The organism is Actinomadura sp. GTD37 (assembly GCF_041951365.1).
Taxonomy (GTDB): Bacteria; Actinomycetota; Actinomycetes; order Streptosporangiales; family Streptosporangiaceae; genus Spirillospora.
Map to the genome: position 1 here is coordinate 2,520,061 of NZ_JBGNUS010000001.1, position 15,410 is coordinate 2,535,470.

Sequence of the window (15,410 nt, forward strand, 5' to 3'; positions counted from 1 at the left end):
TCCCCGCAGGAGAGGCGTATATGACGAAACGTCGAAGGACCGTGGGAGTGGTGGCGGCGGCCGCGCTGCTCGCGCCCGTGCCGATCGGGATCGCCGAGGCGGCGGAGAGCTGCGACCTGCGGGCGGTGGCGGGCGACCCCGCCGCGACGGTCGCCGGGCAGGCCGGTGCTGGATCGGTCCAGGTGCGGTGCGGCGACCGGTGGCTGACGGTGCGGCAGGGCGCGGCGGGCGTCGCCGACCAGCCCGAGGCGGGCGACCGGTTCGGCGCGTCGGTCGCCGTGGCCGACCTCGACCGGAACGGCGCCCCCGACCTGATCGTCGGCGCGCCCGGCGAGGACTCGGGCGCCGGCGCGGTGCACGTCGTCTTCGGCCCGGGGAACGACGGGCAGCCCGCGCCGATCGTCCTCCGGCAGGGCGGCGGCGGCATTCCCGACCGCTCCGAGGCGGGCGACGGCTACGGATCGGCCGTGGCCGCGATGAGCGGCACGGTGCTCGTCGGCGCGCCGGGCGAGGACCTGGGCGACGACGAGGCCAAGACGGACGCGGGCTCCGTCCACGTCGTGTCGATCAGCGGCGGACGGGTCGGCGGCGTCACCGAGCTGACCCAGGACCGGCAGGACTTCGACGGCACCGTGGAGGCCGGCGACCGGTTCGGCGCGTCGCTCGCGGCCGGCTCGTTCGACAAGCCGACCGCGGTGATCGGGGTGCCCGGCGAGGACATCTCCACCAAGAAGGACGCCGGGATGATCCACATCGTGGAGGACCCGGTCGTGGCGATCGAGGAGACGGCCATCGGGCAGGACTCCGCCGGGGTGAGCGGCGCGTCCGAGGCCGGCGACCGGTTCGGCGCGAGCGTCTCCGCGGCCTGGGACCCGTCCCTGCCGCTGGGCGTGGCCGTCGGCGCGCCCGGCGAGGACGTCGGCGGGGCGGCGGACGCGGGGATGGTGACCGTCCTCGGCTATGACGGGCGGCAGGTCACCGAGCTGCTGGCCCTGCACCAGGGCACCGCGGGCGTCCCGGGGGCCAACGAGGCCGGCGACGCGTTCGGCGCGAGCGTGGCCGCCGGCGCCGTCCGGTCGGCGTCGGCGCCCGGCCCGGTGCTGTCGGTGGCGATCGGCGCGCCCGGCGAGGACGTGGACGGTCTGACCGACGCGGGACGGGTGCACGGCGTGCAGGTCGTGCCCGACCCGCGGGTCGACGGGACCGTCGGCCAGCAGACGGACGGCCTGGGCGGCCGGCCGCGGGCGGGAGCCCGCTTCGGCGCGGCGCTGGCCTTCGGGCCCGGCGCGTCGAGCGTCGCCGTCGGCGCCCCCGGGCACGACGGCAAGGGCGCCGCCCACGCGATCCCGTGGCGGGCGCTGTTCGGCACGGCCGTGGTGGCGGACAACTGGTTCGCCGGGAGCGACGGCGTCCCGGCGGGCTCGGCGTTCGGCTCGGCCGTGGCCGCGGACCCCGCCGGGTGACCTCCGCCGGGCCCTGGCCGGTGCCGAGGACCGCACCGGCCAGGGCCCGGCCGCCGTCCGCACCGCCCTCCGCGCCGCCGCTCGTGACGTCCGGCCGGATGTCCTAGCGTGGGGCGGTGGCGGGCGGTTCGGGCCCGGATGCGGAAGGTGGCGCATGATCGAGCCGGGTCGGGTGTTGGCGGGACGGTACCGGCTGGTCGACCGGCTGGGCGCGGGCGGCTTCGGGGAGGTCTGGCGCGGCGAGGACGAGCGCCTCGAACGCCCGGTGGCGGTCAAGGTCCTGCTCGGTGCCGTCGACGGCGACGGCCGGGCCGCGCGGCTCTTCGAACGCGAGGCCAAGCTCGGGGCCAGGCTGGCGCATCCGGGGATCACCGTGGTGCACGATGTCGGCGTCGACGCGTCCTGCCGGTTCGTGGTGATGGAACTGCTCGCCGGCCGCAGCCTGGCGGCCGTCCTGGACGCCGCCCCGCAGGGGCTGGACGTCGCCGAGGTCATCGAGTGGGGCGCGCAGGTCGCGGACGCGCTCGCGGTGGCGCACGGCGCGGGCATCGTGCACCGCGACATCAAGCCCGCGAACCTGATGCTGCTGGACGACCGGCGCGTCAAGGTCTGCGACTTCGGGATCGCGCGGGCCGCCGGGTCCACCGCCAGCGTGACCGCGCAGGGGTTCGCGTCCCTGCCCTACGCGGCGCCCGAGCAGATCTCGAACGAGGCGGTGGACGGGCGGGCGGACCTGTACTCGCTGGGCTGCACCCTCTACCACCTGCTGACCGGGAGCCCGCCGTTCTCCGGAGAGACCCACGTGGCGATCTTGGCGGGGCACCTGTCCAGGACGCCCGCCCCGCCGAGTTCGCTGCGCGCCGGGATCCCTCCCACACTGGACGCGCTGCTGATGGAACTGCTGGCGAAGACTCCCGCCCAGCGCCCGCAGGACGCCGGCACGGTGGCCGCCCGGCTGCGCGCCCTGGGCCGGCCCCATCCCGCCGCGCCGCCGAGCCTGGCGACGACGGACGCCCCGGCCCTTCAGGCGGCGGACGCGATCTTCCTCGGCCTGACGAACTGGAACGCAACGGCGTCGGCCTACCGCGGCCGCGACAACCAGGTCTTCATTTTCGAGCTCCCGGCGGGAGGAGCCCTCCACGACGGGAACGTGTGGGGGGACGGCGTCTACACCGACGACTCGTCGGTCGGGCTCGCCGCCGTCCACGCAGGAATCATCACCCTCCAGTACGGCGGCCCCGTCACCTTCGAGATCCGCCCCGGCCAGAGGTCCTATGCCGCATCGAGCCGGAACGGCGTCAGCACCTCCCGCTGGAGACGCTGGTCAGGCAGCTTCGTCTTCCCCGAGCAGCTGAGAAGGCCGTCCCCGGCGCCGGGGACGGCCGCCGTGCCCCTGGCGAACTGGAACGCCACGGCGGCGGCGTTCCGGGGCCGCGACAACGAGATCTTCACCTTCGACCTGCCGCCCGGCGGAAGCCACTACGACGGAGGAGTATGGGGGGACGGCATTTACAGCGACGACTCCTCGATCGGTCTCGCCGCCGTCCACGCCGGCCTCATCACCTTCGAATACGGTGGCCGCGTCACCATCCAGATCCGCCCCGGACGGATGTATTACGGCTCCGCGAAACGCAACGGCGTCAAGAGCTCCCGCTGGGGCCCCTGGTCGGGCAGCTTCGTGTTCATCGCCTGAGCAGATGACAGGCCCGTCCCTGATCGTGGCGCGGCGTCCGGTCAGTCGTCCGCCGCCGCGACGGACAGGATGCGGGAGTAGTGAAAGGCTCTCTCCTCCGGATGCCCCGCCTCCGCGCTGCGCAATTCGCAGACCGCCTTGAGCAGTTTCTTCTTGCCCATCTGCACCATTTCGTAGGGAGGGCCGATGACGCGGTCGGTCTCCACGCCGTTCTGGTCGACGTAGGTGATCCGGACACGCTCGCCCTCCGCGACCGCGCGGGCGAGCAGCCGGATCTCCGCGGACCCGAGTTCCCGGGCTTGACGGGTGATGAGGCTCAGCGTCCGTTCCGCGGCCGAACGCCGTCCGGACGGGCGCGCGGGACGCGGAGGGCGAGGAGCCGCCGGCCGCGTCCGGGCAGGGGAGCGCCGCGGGACGTGCGGAACCGCGCGCAGCCTTTCGGCGAGCGCGGCGAAGTCGGGCGGCGGCGGGTCGTCGGAGGCGGGCGGGGGTAGCGGCACGGGAGCGGGGTCTTCGGCCGCCGCGCACCCGGCGGCGCGCAGCGCCGCGAGCACGCTCTCGCGCGGGGCCGTGGCGACGAGGACGCCGGGGGAGAGCAGCCGCGCGCCGAGGCCCTGGAGCGCCGGGTGCCGGACGGCGCGCGCGAGCAGCCCGGTGTCGGCGCTCTGGAAGACGCAGGTGGCCGGCACCTCCCGGAGCGGGGGCGGCGGGACGCGGCCGTCCGCCGCCTCACTGATCTTGCGTCGCAGCAGCGGCGGGAGCGGCGCGGCGCTGATCGCGGCGAGGCCCGCCTCGATCCCGGCGGCGCTCAGGCCCGACTCCAGGGCCCGCCGGAGGCTCTGGTCGCCGATCCTCCAGACCGGTCCGGTCAGGCCGTCCGCGACCGCGTCGAGTTCCCTCACCAGGGGACCGGACGGCGTGCCCCGGACGGTCACCATGAGGTCCGGGCCGATCGTCGCGCGATCGGCGAACGCCGGCAGCGCCCGCGCCGCCTCGCGCGCCAGGCCGCCATGGTCCCCGGCGGCCAGGAGCGCGCCGAACGAGGAGAGCGCCCCGTGCGCGACCAGGCCGAGCAGCACCGCCTCTTGCAGCAGCGCACCGTGCGGCGGACGTCCGGAGCCATGGTCGCAGGCGAGCGGCCGATGCCAGCCGAGCGCTCTGGCGAGAGCCCCGGGCGCCTGCACGCCCCGCCCCTCGGGCACCCTCCGCAGGACGGTCGCGAGTTCGTGCCGCACCTGGACGCAGCCGTCGCAGTCGGCCTTCGCGCCCAGGAGATAGAGCGGCTTGCCATCGTCCGACCGGGTACGCGTCGGCGCGGACGGCAGCCGCCACCACGCGAGCAGCAGCCGAGCGGCCTGCTCGCCCGGCGGTAGGAACGTGAACGCCCCGCCCTCCGGCGACAGGCCGATGTGCGTCCCGTCGCCGGCGAGCAGCCCGGCGCGCTGCGCACATGCCACCGCCAGCCGCGCGGCGGCCTCGCCGCACCGCGCGGCCCGCATGACCCGCCGGAGCGCTCTCGGCTGCATCCCGGCGACCTTGAAGACCTGCAAGGGCCGCCGCCCGCACTCGATGAGCGTCCCCGCCACGTGCCCGACGAACTCCCCGAGCCGCGCGGCGGCAGCGGGCTCCACCCGTTCGGGACCGGCCGGGACGGTCGGCAGCCCGGGAGGCGACGGCTCGAACGGCCCCCGCCATGCCGCTCCACCCCGCGCGGGCCACCGCTCGCACAGGGGCTGGGCGGCGTGCAGCGTCCCGCCGTGACCCGGCCACACGAGTGCGTGCCGCTCCAGCACCGCCAGCGCGTCGTCCACCGCGGCGCCGGGACCGTCCAGCGACGCCGTGATCCTCGCTCTGGTCGCATCCTGCCCGAGCGTCGCGGCCGCCTCCGCGACCTGAAGGCAGGGCCGTGTCAACCGCTTGAGCGCCCGCTCCACCGACTCCGTCCGCTGGAGCCGCTCGGCGAGTGCGTCCCACCCGTCCGGCTCGGACGGTCCGCAGACGTCGGCGCGAGCCGCCAGCACCTCCGCGAGCACGTCCTGTTCGAGCGTGGCCAGCCAGACCGGCAACGGCGTCCCTGCCATGCCCCGTTCTCCCTCCGCGGACACCGGACTCGGGCAGCAAACGACCACCACCCAAGCGCAAAAACCCGGTATCCGCCGCAAATCTGCGAAATGCGCCCGTCCGCTGCAGGTTGGAGGGTCTGGGCCACGGTTGCCGCGCGGTCGCCGGGCGATGCCGACCGAGGCCGCACGTCTTTCAGTCTCCGTTTTCTGGCGTATCTTCCGTTCATGACGCAACTTTTCCTTGCGTGCGTGGTCATCCTCGCGGGCGTCGTGCTGGGCGTCACCGAGTTGACCGGGGGCAGGCGCAGGCGTGCGGACTCCGCGCGTGAGCTCGCCGTTCTGCGGGACCTCGTCAGGCGGAAGGCCGACACTGAAACGATGAAGACTCAGGTCGAGGTCGTCCGGGAAGGGCTGGCCACCGAACTCGGCGTGCTCCGCGGCGAAGTGGCCTCGGCGCTCACTGAGGCGCGAGATCTGGGCACGGCGGACCTGCGGAGTACCGCGACGGTGTTGCGGGACGAATTCGACCAGTCGCGGCAAGAAACGCTCCGTGAAATCGCCGAGACGGCCGATCGCCTCAAGACCGCGATCGAAGGTTCCCGCCAGGAATCCGTGACCCGGGTGGAGTTGGTCATCGGGAAACTCGGGAGCCTCGCGCGGGAGGTGAAACAGAACCACGAGCGCGCGCATGACGGGCTGGCCACTTTGGAGAAACGTCTCGCCAAGGTCGAAAAGGCGCAGCAGGTGCAGGACGATCGGCTGACTCGTCTTGAGGGGGAGTCCTGGGCGGCGGTCAACGGAGAGATCGATTGCAAGAGCGACGACGTCGGAGGCGCGGTCGAGAACGTCCTGCTCCGGCTGGCCGGTAGCGCGGGTTTGAGCCTGGTGAGCAGCCGTGTGCTGAAGAGCGCCCCTTTGAAAGCGCGCTACTGGTTCGCCGGAGTCGACGACGCGGAGTTCGCGGACTGGCTCGTCCACGCCAAGCGGGCCGAAGCCCCAGAGGTCACGGCGTTGTTCGAGATCGTGAAGACGATGGAGGCGGGGACCGTCACCCTCGGCTCGATGAGGCTGCGCGGCGCGTCAGGCTGGTGGTGGTGCGACATCGGCGCTCAGCACAGCGATCGCCTCGCATGACGGCTCGCGGGTTCGCGGGTCGACGTCGATGTACGCGGCGAGCCCGAGCCCGCGGTCGCACAGGATGACGGCGCCGATGCGACGCAGCCACTGCGCGGACGTCTTCGCGCTCTCCGGTCTCCGGGGGTCGAAAACTCGCTGGTGCAGGGCCCGCTGCGCCAGGATCAACCCGTGGACGGCAAGGTCGCGGCCGTGGAGGCCCCGCATGTCGCCGTAGACGGTCACGAGCAGGAATTCCGCCGTGTCCAGTTCCGCGAATTCGCGCGGCCCATTGTTTTCCAGGCCGGCCGGTCTCCACCAGCCGGGTTCGGCGGTAACCCGCCACCTCCCGGTTTTCACCGAGAGGGCGACGGCGCCGACACGCGGATCCGCGGCGTCGTCCCGGGGGCCGAACGCGGTCGGGCTCCGCGGCGCCATCGAGTCCGAGTCTCGTCCGCGCCTGAAATCGGCGGGCGCCGGCTCGCTCTCTCGGGCGTCCGCCGATGAGCGGCGGTCGGCTGGCCGGGTGCCCGGTGCGGCTTCCGGCCCTATGGTGGGCTGGTCGCCGAACGCCGGGTCAAACCGCAGCCTGGGGCGACGCCCCGCATTCGTGAGGGTCACGCCGACGCCGGTTCCTTCGAGCGGGACGGTGATACGGACAGGGCCGTCCCCGGTCAATGCCTCACCGGTCTCCCAGAACAGCTTCAGATGGCGCGCCAATGCCCCCGAGCCGGGCGCGACCCCGTCCATGGCGTACGTCATCATGCGGAACGCGACCGCCGTTTTGGTGCGCTCGACCAGGCCGGGAGGGGTCTCTTTCTCTTGAGGTGCATCCGATGGCGGCTGCGGACCTCGATTGCCCAAGATGTCCCGTGCGAACTGCTCGAAGAGCCCAAGGACGGTATCCCTGCGCTCGGTCGTGGCCGTTTCGGCGTCCTGCCGTGAACGACGTTCTTCCTCCGCCACGTCCTGGTATTGGGAGTTCAATCTATGAAAGGGATCTCCGATGGTCTCCCCGTGGGAGACATCGCTGACACCCCGGGATATCTTCGCGCGCCCCTCCTCGAAGATGTCCTCGACCTTCGTCCTGCACTTCCGGAGGCGTTCCGGGTCTTCCATGGACGGCACGCCGTCGAGCCGCGAGCGCCGCTGGGCATCGAGCGCCTCGTACGCTCGCCGCCCGGCCTTCTTCAAAGAATCGGCCCTCTCCCGGCGCCGGGCCATGTGCTCATTCGCGTCCCGCCGTGCGCAGCGCTTCGCTCGCTCCGCAAAGGACGAGGCCGCGTCCGGTTCGGAGGGGCCAGGTGTCTCCCACGCCGAGATTCCCCGGCGAAAGGCGGCCTTCTGCTCGTTGAGTTCCGCCTTGTCCTGAGCCGCGGCCGCCTCCTTCGCCCTGGACACCGCTTCCAGGGACTCCTTCACCGCTCGATCGCAAGCCTCCTGGGCATCGCGCTCCAAACGCACGAGTTCCGGGTCCTCCACCTCGGCCTCCCTCGCATCGAGAGGCCCTTTCCGCCTACGGATGTCCTGCTCGCGACGGTGATCCGGCTCCGGGGCTTCAGAGAACCACGTGTCCATGGGGCCAATATGCCGCTGCGAGGCGCCGATCCCCATATCCCGGCCTTGACCGGGAAGGGCCACGTCCAGCGGAGCGGTGCAGGGGTCGCCTCCGGCACGTCCGATGAGTCTCGGGGCGGCCGCCGGTCCATATCCCCGACCCGCGATCGACGGACCCGAGGAGAGCAGCATGACCGCCACCTATACATTCGACGTCTTCTCCAGCCTCGACGGCTTCGGCGCCGCCGGCGGCGACTGGACCGGGTACTGGGGCAAGCAGGGCCCCGAACTCCTCGACCACCGCCTCGCCCTGTACGGCGAGGAGCAGCGGATGGTCTTCGGCGCCAACACGTACCGGGCGTTCGCGCAGATGCTGGCCGCGAGCACCGAGGATTCGGACGTCCGCGACCCGTGGGTCACGCGGATGAGGAACCTGCCGGCCACGGTGGTGTCGACCACGCTCCCGGGGCCGCTCGACTGGCCGGACGCGACCCTCGTGAGCGGCGACGCCGTCGACGTCGTCGCCCGGCTCAAGGAGGAGTCCGAGGTGCCGCTGCGCTCGCACGGCAGCCTGGCGATGAACCGGGCGCTGATGGCCGCCGGCCTGGTCGACCGCGTCCAGGTGACGATCTTCCCCGTGATCACCGGGCGGACCGGGCTGGACCCGGTCTTCCAGGACGCCGCCGACTTCGACCTCGAACTGATCGAATGCCGGACGCTCGACGGCAACATCCAAGAGCTCACCTACCACCCCGCCCTGCACGCCTGAGCCCGCTACGGACGTGCGAGGCGTCCGCCGGCCACCGCCTCGGTGACGAGGTCTCCGGCGGACCAGTCGGCGCGCCGGGTCAGAGGCTCCGGACTACTGAGACGACGATCCCGAGCACGACGGCGTTGTCGCCGTCGATGACGTCGTAGGCGGGGTTGCGCGGTTCGAGCCGGACGTGGCCGTCGCGGCGCCGGTACACCTTCACGGTGGCCTCGTCGTCGATCATGGCGGCGACGATCTGACCGGAGTGCGCCTCCTGCTGTCGGCGGACGACGACCACGTCGCCGTCGCATATCGCGGCGTCGATCATCGAGTCGCCGCGCACCCGCAGGCCGAAGACGGTGCCGCGCCCGGTGAGCTCGCGGGGCAGCATCAGGGTGTCGTCGACGTGCTCCTCGGCCATGATCGGAGTACCGGCGGCGATGTGCCCCACCACGGGCACGGCCACCGGGCCGCCGGACGGCTCGCGCGGCGAGACCTGCCGCAGGAACGCGCGCGTGTCGATCGGCCGCGAGACCGCCGGGCCGCGCCGCAGGAACCCCTTGTCCTCCAGGCTCGCCAGGTGGCGCGACACCGACGACGACGACCGCAGGCCGACCGCGTCGCCGATCTGCCGCGTGCTCGGCGCGTACCCGTACCTGACCACCCAGTCCTGGATCATGGCCAGGATCCGCTGCTGGCGCGGGGGGAGGGCGGAGGCGTTCAGGTCCCCGAACGCGTCAAGATCACTGTAGGCGGTCACGCACGGAATTGTAGAGGCGGCGCGTTCAGCGGCACGGCCTGACCACGCGGTCCGCGGGCTGGGCGGTGCCGTGCGGTGGTTCGGCGCCGACGCCGTCCGGCATCGGCGCCGAACCCGCTCCCCGGTACGGTTCGCCGGAGGGCTTTACTCAGCGGCTACTCGGCGTAAGGCTGGTCGGCCCGCTGGTCGCTGTGGCTGATGCTCCAGATGTAGCCGTCCGGGTCCGCGAAGGTGCCGCCGTAGCCGCCCCACGGCAGCGGGCCGGCGGGCTTGAGGATCGCCGCCCCGGCCTTCCCCGCCTCCGCGATGACCTCGTCGACCCGCGCCTCGCTGCGGACGACGTAGGTCAGCACCAGTCCGCTGAAGCCGCTGCCCTCCGCACTCGTGCCCACCTGGTCGGCCAGGCCCTCGCGGGCGTAGAAGCCGACGGGCGAGGCGCCGTCCGATGCGAAGAACACCGAGACGCCCCAGTCGTTCTCGACCTTCCAGCCGAGCCCCTCGGTGTAGAACCGCTTGGCCTCGTCCATGTCCCGGACGCCCAGCAGGATCGAGCTCACATGCGCTTTCATACCTTGTCTCCTTGTGATCGAGGTGTCGGTGCCGCCTGAACCGGCAGGTGTGACGTCCGGGTGGCCTGGCGGTCACATCGGCGCGTGTTCGGCGGTCAATAGGTATGACAGCCCGTGATGGAGGAACGTGACCGATGACCGAGCAGGACTGGCTGAGCGAGCGGTTCGCCGAGCACCAGGGCCACTTGCAAGCGGTGGCCTACCGGATACTCGGATCGTCCGGCGAAGCCGAGGACGCGGTGCAGGAGGCGTGGCTGCGGGTCAGCCGCGCCGACACCGCCGAAGTGGAGAATCCGGGCGGGTGGCTGACCACGGTCGTCGCCCGCGTCTGCCTGAACATGCTCCAGGCACGCCGGGTTCGGCGTGAGGAGTCGGCCGGGACGCTGCCCCCCGAGCCGGACGCGGCGGACGCGCGGGACGCGCGGATCCACCCGCCCGGCCCGGCCGACCCCGAGGACGAGGCGCTGCTGGCCGATTCGGTCGGCGCCGCGCTGATGGTGGTGCTGGACACGCTGGCTCCCGCCGAGCGGCTCGCGTTCGTCCTGCACGATGTCTTCGCGGTGCCGTTCGGCGAGATCGGCGCCGTCATCGACCGCTCCCCGGCGGCGGCCCGGCAACTGGCCAGCCGGGCCCGGCGCCGCGTGCAGGGAGCGGCCGAGGCGTCCGGCGCCGCACGATCCGCCAAGCGGGAGATCGTCGCGGCCTTCCTCGCGGCCTCCCGGAGCGGGGACTTCGACGCGCTGCTCGACCTGCTCGACCCGGACGCCGTGGCCGTCGAGGTCCGCGGCGCCCAAGCGGTGGCGGCCTTCTTCGCCGGACGGGCCCAGGGCGCCCGGCTCGCGCTGGTCGACGGCGTTCCCGGGGCCGTCTGGTCGCACCGCGGACGGCCCAAGGCCGTCTTCGCCTTCGTCATCAGCGAGGGAAGGATCGCTCGCATCTCCATCGACACCGACCCGGACCGGCTCCGCGACCACGACATCGTCTTCCTTCCCGCCGACGGCGAGGAGCGGCGTTGAGCGGAGGCGATTATTCGACTTGCCTATCGCGGGATACCGAGTAGTTGTTATGGGATGCAGAACAGAACCGACCTGCCGCCCGCGTTCGACCAGCGCAGCCTGCTCATGACGTTCCTCGACTACACCCGCGACACCACCGCCTTCAAATGCGAGGGCCTCTCCGATGCGGACGCCCGCGCGACACCGTTGCCGGCTTCGCCGATGATGTCGATATCGGGCCTGGTCAGCCATCTGCGGTGGGTGGAGTGGTCCTGGATCGGGGATCGTCTCCTCGGCGAGACCGCCGACGACCCCTGGACCGACCCGGACGACCCCGACCGGGAGTTCTACTACGAGCTCGACCGGCCGCTGCCGGCCATCCTGGCCGACTACCGGGCCCAGTCGGCCCGCTACAACGAGGTCGTCGCCGGCATGGACCTCGACACCAGGACCATCTGGAAGGCCCCCGAGACCGGCGAGCCGGTCACCCTGGGCTGGGTGATTATGCACCTCGTCGAGGAGAACGCCCGACACAACGGGCATATCGACATCATCCGCGAGCTCCTCGATGGTCAGGTAGGCGTCTGAGACAGACCGATCCGACACAACGTGGTCAGGCCGGACCTCGCGGGGACGTCCCCGCGTCCGCGATGCTGGTCCGGCCCGACGGCCACGTGTGCTGGACGAGCGCTCTCCCCGACCTGGAGGAGACCCTCGGCTCCTGGTTCGGCGCCCCGAACTCGACCCTGCCCTGACCAAACTCCGCCCTGACCAAGCCCCGCCTTGACCAGTTCGCCACGCGCTGTTGACCGCCCCCAGATCGTCACTTAGAGTGAGTATATGACTACTCTATGTAACTACTTGGTGGTCAGGTGACTGATCGGCACGGAGGGGAGAGTCCATGAGCCCGCAGCGGTCGGCGGCCGAGGACCTCACAGCGGGGCTGGATCTGCCGCCGGTCTTCTGTCCGCTGGAGTCGGCGATCAATCCGGCGTGCCGCGCGGTCGAGCGGCGTGCCGTCGACTGGCTGGACGGGGTGGGGCTGTGCGCGGACGCCCGGGAGCGGGCGAAGGCGATCGGCACGCACAGCGCCGAGTTCTACTCCCGGTTCGCCCCCCATGCCGACGAGGACCGGCTGCTGCCGGCGGTGCTGTGGGTGTACTGGGGGTTCGCGTTCGACGACGCCCGCTGCGATGCCGGGCACTACAGCGCGCGGCCCGCCGAGTTCGTGCCGATGGCGTCCCGGGTCCAGCGGGCGCTGGAGCGTCCCGGCCCGGCCGCCGGTGACGACCGCTACGCGGCGGCCGTGCACGATATCGGCGCGCGGTTCCGGAAGCTCGCGAGCCCGGTCCAGTTCCAGCGGTTCGTGGCCGCCCACCGGGCGTGGCTGGCGGGAGTGGCGTGGCAGGTCGCCAACCAGGCCCGGGGGCACATGCCGGATCTCGAGGACTACCTGACGATGCGGCTGCACTCGGCCGGCGGCGAGCCCACGTTCGCGATGCTGGAGATCGCGGGCGGCTCCGAGGTGCCCGCCGCCGAGATGGAACTGCCCGCCATGCGGGCGCTCACCGAGATGGCGATCGCGGTGACGTCCCTGGACAACGATCGTCACTCGCTGTCCAAGGAGCTGGGCGAGAGGCACGCGTCCCAGAACGTGTACAGCGTCCTGCTGCGCCACAACGGCGACTCGCTCACCGCGGCGGTGCAGGCCGCGGCCGGACTGCGCGACCGGGTGCTGCTGCGCTTCATGGACCTGCGGCAGCGGCTCACCCCCCGGCTCAGCATGGCGGGCCGCGGCTATGTCGACGGCCTGGCCTACGGCATCCGCGGCAACGCCGAGTGGGGCCTGCGGGTCCCGCGCTACCTCGTCGGCGACACCGCCGCGGCCGGTGAGATCGCCTGGGCCGAACGTCCCGCCGACGACAGTCCCGAACCGGTTCCCCTCCCGACCATCGCCTGGTGGTGGGACGTGTGACGGACACCGCCGCGCGCACCACCGGCGCCACCCGCTGTGACCGGCTCGAAGACGGGCCGGACCATCACCCATCCCTCGAAGGAGATCGAACATGACCAGACGGCGACGCAGCGGCACCACCACCCGCCGGATCGGCGACCTCGTCGACGACACCCTGGACCGGGCCGGCGACGTCGAGCACGACCTGCGCCGGGCGGCCCGCAAGGCGGTCGAGAACCGGGACGACGACTGGGACGGGGACGACGACTGGTGGGACGACGACTGGGACTGGGACGACTGCGACTGGGAGGAGATCGAGGAGATCCTGGAGGACCTCTGGGACCTCAGCCGCCGGCTGCGCCGCTGCCGGGACGGCAGGCGGGGACGGCGCCGCCCGCGCCGCCGGGATCGCGACGCCAGAGTCCGCACGTCCGACGACGGCGGGCAGCTCGCCCGGCTGAGCCGCCGCGTGGAGGAGCTGGCGCGCCAGGTGGACGCGGACGCCGACGCCGACCGGGACCTGCGCTGAGGCCGCCGTCCTGACCGGCCGGCGGCGCACGGAACCCCCGACGACAGCGGTGGAGGGAGAGCGGTGACCGACCACTTCTCGGAATCTCGTCGGCGCCGCCCCAGACGGCTGCGGCGCAAGGCCGACGGCCGGCTGTTCGACCTCGACGAGCGCAGGTTCGTCGACCCGGCGGAACTGGCCGACGACGTCCGGGCCGGCCGTTCCTTCCGGGCCCACCGGCAGGGCACGGGAGCCGAATGCACCAACGAGGTGCTGGTCGAGGTGCTGCGGAGCACCGTGTCCCGCCATGCCGGGCAGGCGGTCGCCCCCGCCCTGCTCGACATGGCGGGCCGGCTCCTGCGCCCACCCGAGGACGCGCGGCGGGACACGCAGCAGGACGCGCGGCGGGACGCGGCGCGGCGCCCGCCGGAGGCCGAGAGGCAGCGGATGCGGAGGCGGCCTTGATCGCCGGGCGGCTGCGCACCGTGACCACGGTGCTGGCCGAACTCCTCGGCGCCGAACTGACCAGGACGGTGCGGCGCGCGCCCGCGCCGGGCGACCCCGCCGCGGCCGGGCGGCCGCGCGCCATCCGGCTCGCGCTGGAACGTCTGGGGCCCTTCTACGTGAAGGTCGGGCAGATGCTGTCGACCCGTCCGGACCTGGTCTCGCCGCAGACCATGGCCGAACTGGCGCTGCTGCACGACCGGGTGTCCGCCGCGCCGTTCGCGATGTTCGAGCCGGTGCTGGCACAGGAGCTGGGGGAGGACTGGGAGCGCCGTTTCGTGCACGTCGACCGGTCGCGTCCGCTGGGGTCGGCGTCCCTGGCCCAGGCGTACCGGGCGGTGCTGCGCGGCGGTGAGCCCGCGGTGCTGAAGGTCCAGCGGCCCGATATCCGCTCCCAGGTGCTGGCGGACATGGCGCTGATGCGACGCGCCGCGCGGCTGGTCGCCCGGACGTTCCCCGACTTCAACGCCGTGATCGACGTCGAGTCCTCGCTCAACGTCATCTTCGAGGCCATGGAGGCCGAGCTGGATCTGACCGTCGAGGCCGCGAACATGGAGCGCGCCCGCGGCCTCGTCGAGCAGTTCGAGTACCTGGACGTGCCCGACGCCATCTGGGCGACCCCGCGGGTGATCGTGCAGAGTACCGCGCCCGGACGGTCCATCCGCGAGGTCGAGCCCGGCTCCCTCACCGAGAAGGAGCGCCTCGGGATGGGCCGCGACCTGCTGGCGTTCATGTACCGCGGGTACTTCGTGGACCGGTTCTTCCACGCCGACCCGCATCCGGGCAACATCTTCGTCGCGCCCGGCCACAAGGCCCACCTGATCGACTGGGGCATGGTCGGGCGCATCGACCGGCGGATGAGCATGACGCTGGTGACCGTGCTGCTCAGCCTGGCGCACAACGACGGCCCCGGCCTGGCCCGCGCCTGGGTGGAGCTGGGCCGGGCCACACCGTGGGCGGACATTCCCGGGTTCGCCGGTGACATGGCCCTGCTGGTGCCCAAGATCGCCACCGCGTCGCTGGACGACCTCGACTTCGGCGTCACCCTGACCTCGGTGCTGAAGTACTCCACCCGGCGCGGCATCCAGACCAGCCCGGTCGTGTCGCTGCTGGGCAAATCGTTCTCCAACATCGAGGGCTCGGTCCGCCACCTGGCCCCGGAACTGGCGCTGACCGACGTCTTCGAGGACGAACTGCGCGGCATCCTGCTGCACCTGGCGGGCGAGTCGCTGTCGGAGATCCAGGCCGCCCGCACCGCGCTCGACCTGATGATCGGCAACATGCTGGCCCCCGAGCAGCTGCGCGGACTGATCCGGGACGCCGCCGACCGTGACTTCACCATCCGCGTCGGGCAGCTGCGGAACGCGGGCGCCCGCGGGCACTCGCCGTCCACGGCCGCACTGCGGACCGCCGCCGTCGCCGCGGCCGCGCTGTGGTGGTCCCGGCGGCGCCGGTGCACGCCGCCGAGCGGCCGGTGACA

At 72.6% G+C, this 15,410-nt stretch carries 15 protein-coding genes; 11 read left to right on the forward strand and 4 right to left on the reverse strand.

From position 1 onward, the window contains the following. Positions 1–20: 20 nt before the first annotated feature. Together ACA511_RS12065 and ACA511_RS12070 are read left to right on the forward strand one after the other, a co-directional pair. Positions 21–1,463 carry an integrin alpha gene (locus ACA511_RS12065; protein ID WP_375024229.1) on the forward strand — a complete coding sequence of 481 codons (1,443 nt, stop codon included), beginning with the start codon at positions 21–23 and terminating at the stop codon, positions 1,461–1,463. Between the two features lie 154 nt (positions 1,464–1,617). Continuing rightward, positions 1,618–3,156 carry an LCCL domain-containing protein gene (locus tag ACA511_RS12070; protein ID WP_375024230.1) on the forward strand — a complete coding sequence of 513 codons (1,539 nt, stop codon included), beginning with the start codon at positions 1,618–1,620 and terminating at the stop codon, positions 3,154–3,156. 41 nt (positions 3,157–3,197) lie between these two features. On the opposite strand, the gene ACA511_RS12075 is transcribed toward ACA511_RS12070, so the two are convergent. Continuing rightward, positions 3,198–5,237, reverse strand: a complete 2,040-nt coding sequence (locus ACA511_RS12075) for a helicase-associated domain-containing protein (RefSeq protein WP_375024231.1) — start codon at positions 5,235–5,237, stop codon at positions 3,198–3,200. Positions 5,238–5,444: 207 nt separating this feature from the next. Here ACA511_RS12075 and ACA511_RS12080 point away from each other — a divergent pair, with 207 nt between their 5' ends. Next, positions 5,445–6,353, forward strand: coding sequence for a hypothetical protein (locus ACA511_RS12080; RefSeq protein WP_375024232.1), 909 nt, complete (start codon positions 5,445–5,447; stop codon positions 6,351–6,353). Here the strand turns inward: ACA511_RS12080 and ACA511_RS12085 are convergent. Next, complete coding sequence (locus ACA511_RS12085; RefSeq protein ID WP_375024233.1) at positions 6,300–7,910, reverse strand: hypothetical protein; 1,611 nt, start codon at positions 7,908–7,910, stop codon at positions 6,300–6,302. The two genes, ACA511_RS12080 and ACA511_RS12085, sit on opposite strands and share 54 nt — an antisense overlap. A 169-nt stretch (positions 7,911–8,079) precedes the next feature. On the opposite strand from ACA511_RS12085, the gene ACA511_RS12090 reads away from it, so the two are divergent. Then, on the forward strand, positions 8,080–8,658 hold the full coding sequence (locus ACA511_RS12090; RefSeq protein ID WP_375024234.1) for a dihydrofolate reductase family protein: 579 nt from the start codon (positions 8,080–8,082) through the stop codon (positions 8,656–8,658). A 79-nt stretch (positions 8,659–8,737) separates the two neighbouring features. Here the strand turns inward: ACA511_RS12090 and lexA are convergent, their stop codons facing one another. Beyond that, positions 8,738–9,400: a transcriptional repressor LexA gene (gene lexA, locus ACA511_RS12095; protein ID WP_375024235.1), complete on the reverse strand. Its 663-nt coding sequence runs from the start codon at positions 9,398–9,400 to the stop codon at positions 8,738–8,740. Positions 9,401–9,555: 155 nt separating this feature from the next. Next, positions 9,556–9,969 (reverse strand): VOC family protein, encoded by a 414-nt coding sequence (locus ACA511_RS12100; RefSeq protein ID WP_375024236.1) that lies wholly within the window; start codon positions 9,967–9,969, stop codon positions 9,556–9,558. 134 nt (positions 9,970–10,103) lie between these two features. Here ACA511_RS12100 and ACA511_RS12105 point away from each other — a divergent pair, with 134 nt between their 5' ends. The 7 genes from ACA511_RS12105 to ACA511_RS12135 all read left to right on the forward strand — a co-directional run bounded on the left by ACA511_RS12105 (position 10,104) and on the right by ACA511_RS12135 (position 15,408). Then, positions 10,104–10,985, forward strand: a complete 882-nt coding sequence (locus ACA511_RS12105) for a sigma-70 family RNA polymerase sigma factor (RefSeq protein WP_375024237.1) — start codon at positions 10,104–10,106, stop codon at positions 10,983–10,985. Between the two features lie 54 nt (positions 10,986–11,039). Continuing rightward, a complete protein-coding gene (locus ACA511_RS12110) occupies positions 11,040–11,552 on the forward strand; it encodes a DinB family protein (protein WP_375024238.1) in 513 nt (170 codons plus the stop codon). Beyond that, a complete protein-coding gene (locus tag ACA511_RS12115; protein WP_375024730.1) occupies positions 11,549–11,719 on the forward strand; it encodes a hypothetical protein in 171 nt (56 codons plus the stop codon). The genes ACA511_RS12110 and ACA511_RS12115 overlap by 4 nt, the downstream gene beginning before the upstream one ends. 146 nt (positions 11,720–11,865) lie before the next feature. Further along, entirely contained in the window at positions 11,866–12,939 is a 1,074-nt protein-coding gene (locus ACA511_RS12120; protein WP_375024239.1) for a terpene synthase family protein, read from the forward strand. A 91-nt stretch (positions 12,940–13,030) separates the two neighbouring features. Beyond that, positions 13,031–13,447: a hypothetical protein gene (locus ACA511_RS12125; protein WP_375024240.1), complete on the forward strand. Its 417-nt coding sequence runs from the start codon at positions 13,031–13,033 to the stop codon at positions 13,445–13,447. A 63-nt stretch (positions 13,448–13,510) separates the two neighbouring features. After that, positions 13,511–13,891, forward strand: a complete 381-nt coding sequence (locus tag ACA511_RS12130) for a hypothetical protein (protein ID WP_375024241.1) — start codon at positions 13,511–13,513, stop codon at positions 13,889–13,891. Then, positions 13,888–15,408: an ABC1 kinase family protein gene (locus ACA511_RS12135; RefSeq protein ID WP_375024242.1), complete on the forward strand. Its 1,521-nt coding sequence runs from the start codon at positions 13,888–13,890 to the stop codon at positions 15,406–15,408. The genes ACA511_RS12130 and ACA511_RS12135 overlap by 4 nt, the downstream gene beginning before the upstream one ends. The last annotated feature ends 2 nt before the right edge of the window (positions 15,409–15,410 follow it).